The organism is Nocardia sp. NPDC050799, assembly GCF_040654015.1.
Taxonomy (GTDB): domain Bacteria; phylum Actinomycetota; class Actinomycetes; order Mycobacteriales; family Mycobacteriaceae; genus Nocardia.
The window spans coordinates 239,210-252,890 of the sequence record NZ_JBFAHF010000002.1 but is presented as its reverse complement, the minus strand read 5'-3'; the positions used below and the strand labels follow the sequence as shown (position 1 = coordinate 252,890).

Here is a 13,681-nt window from a genome sequence, read left to right as displayed (position 1 = left end):
TGAACGCCGTTCAAGTTACCAACCCGGACAGGCCGGGCGGCACAGCAGGGACACACGTCGGCGCGCAGCGACCCGATGCCGCCGGAGGCGCGGCCTCACCCACGACCTACTCCACGTGGCCGCCGTGCAGGCGGTCGAACAGCACCGGCGTGCGGACTGCTCGACACTTACGCACACCCGCCTGCCCCCCCGATCGTCAGCCGGCCCCGTCCAGCACGGCTGCCACCCGGGTCAGCAGCCGCCGCAACTCCACCGTCCCGGCCTCCCCCACATCCGCCCGTATCCGATCCTCGATCCGCCCGATGCGCTCCCCGGCCAGTTCGAGTGCCGCGAGCCCGGTCTCGGTACACACCACCTGCCGGGCCCGCCGGTCCCGCGGATCGACCTGCCGGCGCACCAGCCCGGCCCGCTCCAGCCGACCCACCAGTTCGCCCATGGACTGCTGGGTCATCCCGGCGGCCGCCGCCAATTCCCCCACCCGCGATCCCGCCGGATCCAGATACCGGAACACCACATAGTGCGCGGGACTCAACTCCCCGGTCAGCCGCGTACGCAGTTCGTCGTTCAGTTCCGCCTCGACGGCCCGGGTGGCCAGCGCGAGCAATTTCAGCAGCGACGGCGTCGTTGACATATTACAAAGGTAACCTTTCTAATGGAGAAATGCCAGACCAGGTCATCTCCTTCCGCAACGGTCACCGCGTCACCGTGGTCGACGAGGGCACCGACACGCACGGCCCCTATCTGCGGTTGCGCCACGAACTGCCCACCCCCGGCCGGCAGGCGGGCCCGCACTGGCACCCCGTGATCGGCGAGAGCTGGACGGTACGGCGCGGCGCGCTCCGGTTCCGCGTCGACGGCCGCGACATCACGGCCGGCCCCGGTGATACGGTGCGCGCCGCGGCCCGTACCGTCCACGAATTCCGTAGCGTCGCGCCCGATACGGTGCTCGACCACGAGATCCGCCCGCCCCTGCGGCATATCGAGATGTTCGCGCTGTGGAGCGCCCTTGACCGAGCGGGGGCGACCACTCGCTCCGGTGTCCCACGCAATCCGCTGGCACTCGCCCTGCTCTGGGAACTGCAGGATGGCTACCTCGCCGGAATCCCACCCTGGCTGCAGCGCGCGATTCTGGGAAGTCTCGCCGCAATCGCCCGGCGAACCGGCTACGCACGCCGCTGGACGGGCCCGGCCGACCGGCCCTGAGCAATCAGCCAGTGACCCCTGGCATCCGCGCGCCGAAATGGCGCTAGTGTCATGTCCATGGACGCGTCCGACTCGCTGATCGAGGAAGTGACACCGCCGGTGGTGTATCCGCGTGGCACCCGGCCATCGGGCGACGCCGAGCATCCACGCTGATTCCGGCCAGTCCCAGCACCCCCGCGCCGGCCGGCTCCGGCGCCTTTCCACCCGCCGCGCTCCTCAGGACCCCGACCGAGAACCGTATGCCCGCAGACCCGCCGAGCTTCCGCCGCAATCCGCGCGCCACTCCGGTCCGCAGCACCTACCGGCTTCAGCTGCGCCCGGACGGACTCACCTTCGCCCAGGCCGCGGCCATCGCGGAATACCTCCAGCAACTGGGTGTCTCGCATATCTACATCTCCCCGGTGATGACGGCCGCGCGCGGCTCCACCCACGGCTACGACGTCACCGACCCCACCACCGTCTCCGCCGCGCTGGGCGGCCCGCTCGGACTCAAGGCACTCGCCGACGAGGTGCACAACCGCGGGATGGGCCTGATCATGGACCTGGTGCCCAACCATGTGGGGGTCGCCGATCCGCAGCAGAACCTGTGGTGGTGGCATGTGCTGCAATACGGTCGCACATCCCAGTTCGCGTCGTTCTTCGATATCGACTGGAGTCCGGGCAACGGTGTGGGCGGCCGGCTGGCCCTACCGGTCCTGCGCGGCGCGAACGACCCGGCCGCCCTCACCGTCGACCGATCCGGCCCCGAACCGCTGCTCGCCCTGCACGAACTCCGTTTCCCCATCGCGCCCGGCACCGACGGCGACAATGCACTGCGCATCCACGACAAACAGCACTACCGGCTGGTGAGCTGGAAATCCGGGATCTGCGGATATCGCCGGTTCCTGTCGATCAGCGGGCTGGCGGCGCTGCGCCAGGAGGATCCGGTGGTGTTCGAGGCCACCCATCGCGAACTCGCGGCCTGGTGCGAACACGATCTGATCGACGGTGTCCGGGTCGACCATCCCGACGGCCTCGCCGACCCGGCCGGATACCTGCAACGCCTACGGCAGCTGATCGGCCCCACCCGGCTGCTGCTGGTGGAGAAGACCCTCGCCAACCGGGAGCCCCTCGACCCCACCCTGCCGATCGACGGGACCACCGGCTACGACGGCATCGCCGATTTCGGCGGGGTGCTGCTGGAACCGGCCGGGGAACAGATCCTCACCGAGCTGTCCCGCCACATCACCGGGCACGGCAGTGATCGGGTGTGGGTCGGCGAGAAGGAACATCGCATCAAGCGCGCGGTCGCGGAGAGCATCCTGGCGCCGGAACTGCGCCGCCTGGTCGCCGCGATCAAAGCCGACGCGGGCGCCGACGATTTCGACACCATGGCCCTCACCAATGCCACCATCGAGGTGCTGTCGTTCCTGCCGGTCGCCCGGGCCGACTACACCCCGCTCGTCGGGATGATCAGCGCGGTGGTCGCCGAGGTGGAGAAACGCAACGCGGAACTGCGGGTACCGCTGGCGGTCCTGGTGAGCGCGCTGATCGCCGGCCGTACCGCGTGGACCCGGTTCCATCAGGTGAGCACCGCGATCGGCGCGAAAGCCGTGGAGGACATTCTCTTCTACCGCGCGGTGCGCCTGGTGTCGCTCCAGGAGATCGGTGGTAACCCGGCGCGTTTCGGCCGCACCGTCAACGAATTCCATCTCGCCAACGCCTCGCGCGCGCGCCGCTGGCCCGCGTCGATGACCACCCTGTCCACCCACGACACCAAACGCGGCGAAGATGTGCGGGCCCGGATCGGGGTACTTTCCCAGGTCCCCCGGATGTGGGCCCGTGCGGTCACCCTATGGCTCGAGAAGCTGCCCCCGCCCGACGGCGCCACCGCACTGTTCCTGCTGCAGAACATGTTCGGAATGTGGCCCGCCGACGGGCGTCCGGCACCTTCGGTGCCGGGTCTGCGCGACCGGGTACACCGGTTCGCCGAGAAGGCGATGCGCGAGTCCGGGGAGCACACTTCCTGGGAGGAACCCGATGCCGAGTTCGAGAACGCGGTGCACGCCTGGCTCGACCAGGTGATCGACGGGCCGGTCGGCCGCCAGCTCACCGATCTCGCCCACGATCTGGCCCCGCACGCCTGGTCGGATTCACTGGCACAGAAACTGCTGCAGCTGTGCGCGCCGGGCATCCCCGACATCTACCAGGGGTGTGAGGTCTGGGATGACTCGCTGGTCGACCCCGACAATCGCCGCCCGGTCGACTTCGGGTCGCGGGGCGGGATGCTGCACACCCTCACCACGACGCCGCCGCTGGATATCACGGGCGCCGCCAAGATGTGGCTGGTCGCCTACGCGCTGTGGTTGCGGCGGGAACGCCCGGAATGCTTCGTCGGCGGCACCTACACGCCGGTGTTCGGGCACGGTGAGCACGCCGACAAACTCGTCGCCTATGCCCGGGGCCGGGTCGGCGCCGACCCGGAGATCATCGTCGCCGTCACCCGGCACAGTGTCGCGATCGGGGAAACCGGCTGGGGCGATACCTATATCGAACTCTCGGGCGGATCCTGGACCGACCGTCTCACCGGGCATACGTTCCAGAACCGCGCCCGCACGGAGAAACTGTTCGCCCGCCTTCCGGTCGCGCTGCTGGTCCGCTGACCGCGCCGTCAGGACCCGGTGTCCGCGGCGGCGATCCGTGGGAACGGCGCCTGCGCTTCCAGCAGGAAACCCAGTTCCAGCAGCGTACGTTCGCCACCGTAGGGCCCGCTGAGCATGACCCCGACCGGCAGCCCGGCCGCGGTGAGACCGGCCGGAACCGCGAGGGACGGCGACCCGGTGACATTGTTGATCGGTGTATAGCCGACGAAATTCGTGACCCGCTCGATCGATTCGGCGAACGGCACGCCCGGATTCAGGTATCCGATCTCGGGTGTGGTGTGGGTGAGTACCGGCGAGAGGACGGCGTCGTAGCGGGTGAGTACCGCGTCGTAGTCGGCGCGGGCCCGGTTCAGCCGGTACAACGCACCCGGGGTGGCGAACAGCCGCCGGCGGAAGGCGGCGGCCAGCCCCTTGGTGAAGGTCTCCAGCCGGGCGGCGTCGAAGGAGCGGCCGTGACTCAGCTTTCCGGTGACGCCCGACATCTGCGCCAGAAATCCCCAGTACTGCAGGAAATCGGCGACCAGCTCCGCCGAGACCGGCGAGGGCATCGGCTCGATCGTATGCCCCGCGCTCTCCAGGATCCCGGCGGTCGCGGTCACGGCGGCCAGGGTTTCGGCGTCGGGTTCCAGACCGTTGCACGCCGTGGTCAGCAGACCGATCCGCAGTTTCCGCGTGGCGGGCCCCTCGACGGTGCCGATGGGCGGAAGTTTCGGGTTGCGCCAATAGGCTTCGGCGGCGGCGTGGTAGGCCGCCTGATCGCGCACCGACCGGGACAGCACACCCTCGGAGACGAGTTTGATCGGCAACTGCCGCGCCTGGGCGTTGTCCAGGTGCCGGAACCGGCTGGGTTTCAGCGAGACCAGACCCGCGCAGGCCGCCGGGATGCGCAGCGATCCGCCCCCGTCGTTACCGTGCGCCACCGGCACCACACCTGCCGCCACCAGGGCGGCCGATCCGCCCGAGGACCCGCCGACGGTGTACCCGGTGTCCCACGGGTTGCGGGTCGGGTCGCCGTGCTCGAACTCGGTGGTGGAGGTGAAGCCGAATTCGGGCATGGTGGTCTTGCCCAGCACCGTCACCCCGGTACTCAGTAGTTGTGCGGTGAACCGATCGTCCTTACCGGCGGGATGCGCTGTGACGGCCGCGCTGCCGTAACAACTCGGCAGCCCGGCCACATCGGCGTTGTCCTTCACGAAGGCCGGCACCCCGTACCACACGCCGTCTCCGGCCGTGGCCGGTCGCGGCTCCGGGCACCGGTAGGCGATCGCGTTCAACCGCGCATTCACCGCTTCGGCCCGGGCCAGAGCCGCCCGGGCCAGTTCCGCCGGACTCGTCGCACCGGCGCGGATCAGAGCGGCGAGCGCCACCGCATCGTGTTCGCCCATTGCGTCGTCGGTGAAGGCATGTACTCGATCGGTCATGAATCGGCTCGCGTGTACCTCGGGGACCCGGATATCCGACCCGGAGCCAAGTGGACGTGTGTTCAACTCGGCCCAGACTAGTACGGAAGGGAACCGCGCGGGGCTCGTTGCGCCCGGCGCGGCGCACGGAAGCGCCGGGCTATCGGCGCGCCGAGCGCCACCACCCGGCGGACCACAGCAGCACGCCCACCGCCGCTCCCAGCAGCACCCCGGTCTGTACCGATCCCAGGACGACCGCCACCACCAGGGACACCAGCAGTCCCACAATCAGCGCCTCCAGCTTGTACACCGGCCAGCGCGACCCCGCGATATCGACAGCCGCCGGGCCGCGGACGGCGGCGCGCGGGGCGGTGAGCGGGGATGCGGTCATATGTTCAGGCTACCCGTGGCGATGGTGTTCGGTCCATCGAACTTTTGTCTTCCCGCCCACATACTCCGCCGTCCGGCCCGAAACCCCGCGCGGCCGCCGACTCGGTGGGCCGGGCGACCGCGCGAGCCCTGTCCGGCCAGGTCGGACCGCCCCGGGAACAAGCGGCGCCTTCCGAGACGTTTCCCGGGATATGCCATTGACTGGAGAATACGCACCGTCCACTTCCGACTGGGCCCGCGAGCAGGCCGAGAGGATCCAGAACTCCGGCGGTACCGAGGGCACCACTATGCAGGGCATGCCGGTGGTGGTGCTGACGACCGTCGGCAACAAGACCGGCAAGCTGCGCAAGACCGCGCTCATGCGGGTCGAATACGACGGCGAATACGCGATCGTCGCCTCACTGGGCGGCGCGCCGAAGCATCCCGTCTGGTACCACAATGTGGTCGCCGAACCCCATGTCGAATTGCAGGACGGCACGGTCACCAAGGACTACACCGCCCGCGAGGTGTTCGGCGAGGAGAAGGCGCTCTGGTGGACGCGAGCGGTCGCCGCCTACCCGCCCTATGCCGACTATCAGCTCAAGACCGATCGCCGGATCCCGGTCTTCGTGCTCAGCCCGCGCTGACGACACCGGTCCGGGCGTGGTTCCGGCAGTCCGGGACCACGCTGCCCAGATGAAGGAAAGCGCAGGACACGGCCACCCGCCGCGCGCTCCGGCCGCGGTGGGTGGCAGCATGGACCGGGTGTCCGATGTGCTCACTCACCTGCCAGAAGCCCGTCCCGCGTTGACCGCGGACGAGATCGACGCCGCAGCCAAACGCATCGCCGACATTATCGAGCCCACTCCCCTACAACTATGCCCGCGCCTGTCGCAACTGACCAGCGCCCAGGTGTACCTCAAACGCGAGGATCTCACCGTCGTGCGCTCCTACAAGCTGCGCGGCGCATACAACCTGGTGGTCCAGCTCAGCGACACCGAGCGCGCGGCGGGTGTGGTCGCGGCGAGCGCCGGTAACCACGCCCAGGGCGTGGCGTTCGCCTGCCGGGCCATGGGTATCACCGGCCGCATCTACGTCCCCACCACCACGCCCAGACAGAAGCGCGACCGGATCCGGGTGCACGGCGGCGAGTTCGTCGAACTGATCGCCGTCGGCGAAACCTTCGACGCCGCGGCCGCCGCGGCGGCCGACGATGTCCGGCGCACCGGCGCCACCATGGTGCCGCCGTTCGACGACACCCGGACTGCCGCCGGTCAGGGCACCATCGCCGCCGAAATCCTCGATCAGCTCGGAACCGCGCCGGATCTGGTGGTGGTCCCCGTCGGCGGCGGCGGGTGCCTCGCCGGTATCGGCACCTATCTGCGGGAACGTGCCCCGGAGACGGCGATCCTCGCGGTCGAGCCCGCCGGCGCCGCCTCGATGACCGCGGCGCTGGTCGCGGGCGGGCCGGTGACCCTGCCCGAGGTCGACCCGTTCGTCGACGGCGCCGCGGTCCGCCGGATCGGCCGGGTCCCCTACGACGCGGTGGCCGGTTTCGGCGGACGGGTGGTCTCGCACGGCTCCCTGCCCCTGCTCATCTCGACCGAACCCCCCGGCGGCGCCGGCTCCTTCCGGCTGCTGCGGGTGGACGAGGGAGCCGTCTGCACCGCCATGCTGGACCTGTATCAGAGCGAGGGGATCATCGCCGAGCCCGCGGGCGCGCTGGCGATCACGGGGCTGCTGGAATCACCCCCGGAACCCGGGTCCACCGTGGTCTGTGTGGTCTCGGGTGGGAACAACGATGTGTCCCGCTATGGCGAGGTCATCGAACGTTCCCTGGTCCACCAAGGGCTCAAGCACTATTTCCTGGTGGACTTCCCGCAGGAACCGGGGGCGCTGCGCCGGTTCCTCGACGAGGTACTGGGCCCCGACGACGACATCACCCTGTTCGAATACGTCAAACGCAACAACCGGGAAACCGGAGCCGCCCTGGTCGGTGTCGAACTGGGCGAACGTACCGGCCTGCACCCGCTGCTGGACCGGATCGCCCATTCCCCGATCCAGTGTGAGCGGCTCGAACCGGGTTCCCCGGCCTACCGCTATCTGACCTGAGCGATCAGGCCGCGGCCTCCCGGGGTGCGCCGCGGCCGATCCGGGCGGCCGAGCGGGCCCCGGACATGACCAGCGGCAGCAGCCAGGCGAACGCCGACTGATCCACGGCCAGCGTTTCCATCGCCAGCCGGTTGTGCACGAAACCGAGCGAGATACCGCTGTCCGGATCCGCCCAGCCGAACGAGCCGCCCAGGCCGATATGGCCGAACCCGCGGGGCGCGCCGAGGGTGGGCATGGCGTGGTACCCGAGATGCCACAGGGGTCCCATATAGAGGAACAACCCGGTATCGGGCCGGAACCGTTCGATCCGGCGGATGGCCTGTACGGCGGCGCCGGACAGATACCGCCGGCCCCCGGCGAGCCCGTTGCAGGCCAGCGGTTCGTACACCGCGGCCAGGCCGTTGGCGCTGCACACACCGTTGGCGGCCGGCATCTCGCTGTCCAGCAGCGGCGGATTCGGGCCGGTCAGGATGGCCTCGGCGCCGGGGATGAACAGGGAGCGGCTGCTGACGCCGAGCGCGCCGGGAATGGCCTGCAGCAGGGCGACCACCCGGGAACCGCGCGGTGTACCGGCGAAGGAGAAGCCCGCGCCGAAGCTCTCGGCCGCCACGGTGACCGATCCCGCGGGCGGGCGGCCCAGGTGCACACCGTCGGTGCCCAACGGGATCGCGACCTCGCGCTGGAACAGTTCCTTCATGCTGACGCCGGTGACCTCCCGGGCCAGTCCGGCAAGCAGCCAGCCGAAGGTCATCGCGTGATAGGCCGGAACACCGAGCAGCCGGTCCGGGGTGGCGGCGGCCAGCCGTTCGGCCATGAGGTCGTGGTCGAGCAGTTCGGCACCCTGCGCCGCCAGCGCGCCGACACCGGACAGGCCGGCCGAATGGGTGAGGACCTGCCGGACGGTGATCTTGTCTTTGTTGTTACAACCGAACGCGGGCCAGTATTCACAGACCGGGGCGTCGTAGTCGATGAGACCGCGATCGGCGAGCCGATGCACAACCGTGGCCGAGATTCCCTTGGTCGCCGAGAAGACCACCGCACCGGTATCGCGACTCCAGGGCCGGTCCGGCGCGGACTCCCCCGTCCAGATATCGAGAACCGGTTCCCCGTGCCGGTACACCGCCAGCGCCGCACCTACGCCCTTCCGGCCGCCGTAGACCCGGGTGAATGCGGACGTCAGCCGCCGAAATTCTGCTCCGGCGCTGCCGGAATAAGCGACGCTGCTCATCCTTACACAGTAAGGTCATCCAAGGTTTCCGGCAATGTCCGTCCCGGACGGTAGACAGCCGGGTACGCTGCCGGGTACGCCGTGACCGGCCGGCCGGAAGCACGCCGCGTCCGGTTGCGCGTGGACATCCGAATGTAATCGTCCGGGACAGCTACCCTCCGGAGAATTCGCCGCGGACACTTTCCCGGACACGGCGCGGCAATTCCATCCGGGCCCCAGGAAACAAATCGGTAAAGAATTCACACTCGCGCTCCGGCCGGGAATAGACGTCGCATCCGACCACCCGCGAGCTGCTCCCATGCCGGGCCGTACCGGTGCGCGGCGGAATCCGTTTCGTGCGTATTCCCTGGTAGGCGGCATATTTCTATATCGGTGCACCGGCCACCGGCAATCGCACCCGAAAGGGATCGCGGTTACCGGCGATACCGGCACCCGGCAATATCGACGACACTGGATAAACGGCCGAAAGTCGACTTTCTCGGATCGAATATCTTCCGTCGATATAGTGGGCCCCATGACCTCCTTGGCACCGCCGGTCGTGCGGGACCAGGTGCGCGGTGACGCGCTCCCGGTCGCCGACGCGGCCATCTACGCAGGCTGGTTCTCCTGCCTGGCCGACCCGACCCGGGTCCGGTTACTGCACCAGGTCGCCACGAGCCCCACCGGCATCCACATCGGCGAAATCGCCGAAGCACTCGGTATCGGACAGCCGACCGTCTCCCACCATGTCCGCAAGCTCACCGACGCCGGGTTCGTGACAGTACACAAAGAGGGCACTGCCACCCTCGTCACCGTCGATCCGCACCGTTGCACCGAACTACCGCACACCGCCGACGCGGTGATGGGCCTGCTCACCCCCCGGCCATCCGGCCCGGACGAGCCGCCGGGCGATATCACCGTCCGGGCACTGACCGACGCGGACTGGGAACCCGTGCGCGCCATCCACGCCGCCCGGGGCACGGCCTATCCCGCTGTCGGCGCCGCCGACGCACCCGACCGGGAGGCCCTGGACCGCCAGTGGCTGCCCGGGCACCGATGGGTCGCCGAAGCCGACGGTCGAATCGCCGGGTGGGCGGCCCTTACCCCGGTCTCGGGCCACGAGTTCTATCGGGACGTCGCCGACAGTTGCGTGATGGTCGCCGACGAACTCGCGGGTCGCGGTGTCGGCACCGCCCTCCTGCGCCGCCAGGTCACGGCCGCCGAGGACGCGGGCCTGCGCGCCCTGCAGACCACCGCGTTCCCGGAGGACCGGATCGGTATTTCGCTGTATCACGCGGCGGGCTTCCGCACCGTCGGTATCCGGGAGCGCAGCGGCCGCTCCGAAGGTCGCTGGCGCGACGCCGTACTGCTGGAGCGGCGCAATCCGCTGAACTGATCGACCCGGCCGGGCCGTGGCGGTGCGGGTCCGCCACTACGGCCCGGTCCGGACCGGTCGCAAGATCACTTTCAGCCACAAGGTCGACAGACCGCACAGCACACACAGCACCGCCACGCCGGCGCTCGCCCAATCGGCGGCCGACAGCGCCCGCAGGCCCGCCTCGCCGTATCGCGCGAGCGGGTACACCCCGACCACCAGCATCGCGACGGTCCCCAGCAGCGAGACCAGCGAGGTGGGCAGCCAGCGCACCCAGCGGAACGGGCGCACCACCTCGTCCGGCGCCGCCCCGGAGAACACGCGCTCCACCCTTCCCCAGGCCACACTGTTGACCACCAGGACCGCGAGATCGAGCACGAGCGCGCCGATCGCGAACGACAGTGCCCCGGGCGGGGCGGCGGGTTCCGGGCCGGGCAGCGGCAGCAGACCGGCCGCCGCCGGATAGCAGGCGAGGACGAGACCGGTCACGGCCAGCGCCGACCACAGCACCGACCAGTTCCGGCGGGTGGTGGCCAGCGCGACCGTGGCGGCGCGTTCGGCCGGAGAGCACGCGTCGTACCATCCGGGCGCACCGGCGGAAATCTTCATAACAGCTGCCCCGCACCCCGTCGGTCCTGCCCAACACTGCCGCGCGCGGTCCGGTACACCGGCCGTCCGCCTGCCCGCCGACTCTAATCGTCCGCGCCGGTCGGGGCACCGGGTTCGGCGTCGGCCGGGCCGCCGCGGCCGGGGACGACCGCCCGCCCGGTCACCCGGCCGGTGCACCGCGCGATCATTACCACTGTGGAGCAACGACAGGCGGCGCACAGCACCGAAGAGGTGGTCGGACTGGTCGCGCAGACCTTCCTCCGGGACCGCGACCAATTCGTCGACGAGTTGTCGCAGATGATGCGCGCGCAGGTGCCGGCGCTGGATCAGGACCCCCGGCTGCGCGAACTGATGGAGGACGGGACGACCGATAACCTGATGGAAGTTCTGCAGTTCCTGCAGAACGAGGCCGGCGAAGACGATGTCCGAGCGCCGGAGCGGGCCCTGGTGTACGCCCGGATCCTCGCCCAGCGCGATGTGCCGGCGTCGGCGTTGATCCGGGCGTACCGGATCGGTCAGGCCGGCTTTCTGGACACCGGTATGCGCTACGCGATCGAATTCGGCGGCGGCGGCCCGGTGACCACCTCGGCGATCGTCCATATCGTCAACCGCACCTCGGTGTACATCGACCGGGTGTGCGAGCAGGTCGGTGTCGCCTACGAGCAGGAACGCGACCGCTGGGTCGGTAATCGGGGCGGGTTACGGCAGCAGTGGGTGACCCGGCTGCTCAACGGCACCACCACCGATACCGAGGCCGCGGAGCAGGTACTGCACTATCCGCTCACCCGCGGGCATCTCGCGATCGACGCCTGGACCGACCCGCATATCGACCCCACCACCGCCGTAGCGGTCTTCGACCACCTCCGCACGGCGCTGACCACCGTGTTCGACCGGGCGCACGGGAACCTGCTGGTGCCGGTGGACGAACACGAGGCGCGGGTGTGGTTCGCCCTCCCGCACGAGGCACCCGTGGACAGTGCCGCGATCGAACAGTTGCTCTCCGACCGCGCCCTGCCGGTGCGGGTGGCCTTCGGCGGTTACGGCACCGGAGTCGCCGGATTCCGGCGCACGGCGGGTCAGGCCGACCGGGTACGCCGACTCGCGCTGCTGGGCGGGGAGCACGGTGCCCGGGTCCTGTCCCATCCCGAGGTTTCGGCGGTCGCGCTGCTGGCCGGCGATATCGATACGCTGCGCGAGTTCGTCGCCGACGAACTCGGCGAACTGGCGGTGGACAACGAACGCAATCTCTGGCTGCGGGAGACACTGCGCGTGTTCCTCGCCGTGAACCGCAGTTACGCGGCGGCCGCCACCCGGCTGGCCGTCCATCGCAATACCGTCCAGTACCGCGTCCGGCAGGCCCTGAACCTCATCGGCGTGAGCACCGACGCACCCGGTGCGGATCTGTATCCGCGGCTGGCCCTACAGGCCACCCACCTGCTCGGCGCCGCGGTACTGCGACCGGAGACAGGACAGCACTGAGCCACGGGCACCGATTCCGGACGGACGCCGCGGGTGCAATGCTCCCCGCACGACGGATTTTTCGCCGAGCGCGCCGCGGGCATGTGCTGAGCGCACAAATGCCAGCCGAGCTTTCATGCGGCCGGAATATGGTCCGCCCCACAGCCTCGCCGTAAGGTTCAGTTATCCCCGGAAACCGGTGTCCACCTGAGTAGTTGGCTCGCCGGCAACCGGTTTGCCGCACCCACCACGGGTGGTGTCGCGGACCCATCCCATCCGTCGTACCGGCGTCGTCGCGCTGCCATTTTCCAGGAGTCTCCGTGCCCTCGATCCACACCGTCCGCGGTGCCGTGGACACCGCCGATCTCGGTGTCACCCTCATGCACGAGCACGTTTTCGTGCTCAGCTCCGATGTGCAGCAGAACTATTCGCAGGAGTGGGGTTCGGAGGACGAGCGGGTCGAGGACGCGGTCCGGCAGCTGACCACCGCCTACGAGGCCGGTGTGCGCACGATCGTGGACCCGACGGTGGTGGGCCTGGGCCGCTACATCCCGCGGATCGCGCAGATCGCGCAGCGGGTCCCGCTGCATCTGATCGTGGCCACCGGCCTCTACACCTACAACGATGTCCCGTTCTTCTTCCACTACCGCGGACCGGCGCTCGACCCGCTGGTCGGCACCCATGTTCCCGATCCGATGGTCGATATGTTCGTCGGCGATATCCGGGATGGTATCGCCGGGACCGGCGTCCGGGCGGGCATGCTCAAATGCGCGATCGACACGGAGGGCCTGACGCCCGGTGTCGAACGGGTGATGCGGGCGGTGGCCCGGGCACATCATGAGACCGGGGTGCCGATCACCGTGCACACCCACCCCGAATCGGGGTCCGGTTTCGAGGTCAAACGCGTCATGTGCGCCGAGGAAGGGGTCGACCCGACCCGGATCGTCCTGGGCCACAGCGGTGACACCACGGATCTGGACTACCTGACCGCACTCGCGGACTCCGGATTCGTCCTGGGCATGGACCGATTCGGGATCAATCTCGAGACCACCTTCGAGGCGCGCGCCGATACCCTCATCGAGATGGTGCGCCGCGGCTACGCCGAGCGCATGGTGCTCTCGCAGGACGCCAGCTGCTATATCGACTGGATGGAACCGGCCACCCGCGCGGCGGTCCTGCCGCAGTGGCACTACACCCACCTGTTCGACGACGTCTTCCCCTATGTGCTCGATCGCGGGATCGAGGAGCGGCAGCTGCGGACGATGCTCGTCGAGGTGCCCCGCAGGTTCTTCGCCGCCGAGTGAAC

General features: G+C 69.5%; 12 protein-coding genes. 7 read left to right on the top strand and 5 right to left on the bottom strand.

Translation table 11 applies throughout. The features are described from left to right. Nucleotides 1-196 precede the first annotated feature (196 nt). Nucleotides 197-631 carry a MarR family transcriptional regulator gene (locus AB0H42_RS03805; RefSeq protein ID WP_357049314.1) on the bottom strand — a complete coding sequence of 145 codons (435 nt, stop codon included), beginning with the start codon at nt 629-631 and terminating at the stop codon, nt 197-199. A 29-nt stretch (nt 632-660) separates the two neighbouring features. On the opposite strand from AB0H42_RS03805, the gene AB0H42_RS03800 reads away from it, so the two are divergent. Together AB0H42_RS03800 and treY are read left to right on the top strand one after the other, a co-directional pair. Further along, nucleotides 661-1,203 carry a cupin domain-containing protein gene (locus AB0H42_RS03800; protein WP_357049311.1) on the top strand — a complete coding sequence of 181 codons (543 nt, stop codon included), beginning with the start codon at nt 661-663 and terminating at the stop codon, nt 1,201-1,203. Nucleotides 1,204-1,442: 239 nt separating this feature from the next. Then, complete coding sequence (treY, locus tag AB0H42_RS03795) at nt 1,443-3,845, top strand: malto-oligosyltrehalose synthase (protein WP_357049308.1); 2,403 nt, start codon at nt 1,443-1,445, stop codon at nt 3,843-3,845. 8 nt (nt 3,846-3,853) lie between these two features. On the opposite strand, the gene AB0H42_RS03790 is transcribed toward treY, so the two are convergent. Both AB0H42_RS03790 and AB0H42_RS03785 read right to left on the bottom strand, forming a co-directional pair. Continuing rightward, entirely contained in the window at nt 3,854-5,266 is a 1,413-nt protein-coding gene (locus tag AB0H42_RS03790) for an amidase (protein ID WP_357049305.1), read from the bottom strand. A 139-nt stretch (nt 5,267-5,405) separates the two neighbouring features. After that, nucleotides 5,406-5,636 carry a hypothetical protein gene (locus tag AB0H42_RS03785; RefSeq protein ID WP_357049302.1) on the bottom strand — a complete coding sequence of 77 codons (231 nt, stop codon included), beginning with the start codon at nt 5,634-5,636 and terminating at the stop codon, nt 5,406-5,408. 190 nt (nt 5,637-5,826) lie between these two features. Between AB0H42_RS03785 and AB0H42_RS03780 the strand changes: the two genes are divergently transcribed. Both AB0H42_RS03780 and ilvA read left to right on the top strand, forming a co-directional pair. Further along, a complete protein-coding gene (locus AB0H42_RS03780) occupies nt 5,827-6,261 on the top strand; it encodes a nitroreductase family deazaflavin-dependent oxidoreductase (RefSeq protein WP_357049299.1) in 435 nt (144 codons plus the stop codon). 109 nt (nt 6,262-6,370) lie between these two features. Next, nucleotides 6,371-7,726, top strand: coding sequence for a threonine ammonia-lyase IlvA (ilvA, locus tag AB0H42_RS03775; protein WP_357049583.1), 1,356 nt, complete (start codon nt 6,371-6,373; stop codon nt 7,724-7,726). Nucleotides 7,727-7,730: 4 nt separating this feature from the next. On the opposite strand, the gene AB0H42_RS03770 is transcribed toward ilvA, so the two are convergent. Next, entirely contained in the window at nt 7,731-8,954 is a 1,224-nt protein-coding gene (locus AB0H42_RS03770; RefSeq protein ID WP_357049296.1) for a serine hydrolase domain-containing protein, read from the bottom strand. 514 nt (nt 8,955-9,468) lie between these two features. On the opposite strand from AB0H42_RS03770, the gene AB0H42_RS03765 reads away from it, so the two are divergent. Then, nucleotides 9,469-10,329 carry a metalloregulator ArsR/SmtB family transcription factor gene (locus AB0H42_RS03765; protein ID WP_357049293.1) on the top strand — a complete coding sequence of 287 codons (861 nt, stop codon included), beginning with the start codon at nt 9,469-9,471 and terminating at the stop codon, nt 10,327-10,329. A gap of 36 nt (nt 10,330-10,365) precedes the next feature. Here the strand turns inward: AB0H42_RS03765 and AB0H42_RS03760 are convergent, their stop codons facing one another. Then, nucleotides 10,366-10,917: a hypothetical protein gene (locus tag AB0H42_RS03760; RefSeq protein WP_357049290.1), complete on the bottom strand. Its 552-nt coding sequence runs from the start codon at nt 10,915-10,917 to the stop codon at nt 10,366-10,368. Nucleotides 10,918-11,112: 195 nt separating this feature from the next. Between AB0H42_RS03760 and AB0H42_RS03755 the strand changes: the two genes are divergently transcribed. Together AB0H42_RS03755 and AB0H42_RS03750 are read left to right on the top strand one after the other, a co-directional pair. After that, nucleotides 11,113-12,396 (top strand): helix-turn-helix domain-containing protein, encoded by a 1,284-nt coding sequence (locus AB0H42_RS03755; protein ID WP_357049287.1) that lies wholly within the window; start codon nt 11,113-11,115, stop codon nt 12,394-12,396. Between the two features lie 299 nt (nt 12,397-12,695). Then, entirely contained in the window at nt 12,696-13,679 is a 984-nt protein-coding gene (locus AB0H42_RS03750; protein ID WP_357049284.1) for a phosphotriesterase-related protein, read from the top strand. Nucleotides 13,680-13,681: the final 2 nt, after the last annotated feature.

Excerpts from the sequence above, each read along its gene's own strand:
- AB0H42_RS03785 (WP_357049302.1), bottom strand. The coding sequence starts at position 5,636 with ATGACCGCATCCCCGCTCACCGCCCCGCGCGCCGCCGTCCGCGGCCCG.
- AB0H42_RS03800 (WP_357049311.1), top strand. The coding sequence starts at position 661 with ATGCCAGACCAGGTCATCTCCTTCCGCAACGGTCACCGCGTCACCGTG.
- ilvA (WP_357049583.1), top strand. The coding sequence starts at position 6,371 with ATGGACCGGGTGTCCGATGTGCTCACTCACCTGCCAGAAGCCCGTCCC.
- AB0H42_RS03765 (WP_357049293.1), top strand. The coding sequence starts at position 9,469 with ATGACCTCCTTGGCACCGCCGGTCGTGCGGGACCAGGTGCGCGGTGAC.
- AB0H42_RS03760 (WP_357049290.1), bottom strand. The coding sequence starts at position 10,917 with ATGAAGATTTCCGCCGGTGCGCCCGGATGGTACGACGCGTGCTCTCCG.
- treY (WP_357049308.1), top strand. The coding sequence starts at position 1,443 with ATGCCCGCAGACCCGCCGAGCTTCCGCCGCAATCCGCGCGCCACTCCG.
- AB0H42_RS03790 (WP_357049305.1), bottom strand. The coding sequence starts at position 5,266 with ATGACCGATCGAGTACATGCCTTCACCGACGACGCAATGGGCGAACAC.
- AB0H42_RS03805 (WP_357049314.1), bottom strand. The coding sequence starts at position 631 with ATGTCAACGACGCCGTCGCTGCTGAAATTGCTCGCGCTGGCCACCCGG.
- AB0H42_RS03770 (WP_357049296.1), bottom strand. The coding sequence starts at position 8,954 with ATGAGCAGCGTCGCTTATTCCGGCAGCGCCGGAGCAGAATTTCGGCGG.
- AB0H42_RS03780 (WP_357049299.1), top strand. The coding sequence starts at position 5,827 with ATGCCATTGACTGGAGAATACGCACCGTCCACTTCCGACTGGGCCCGC.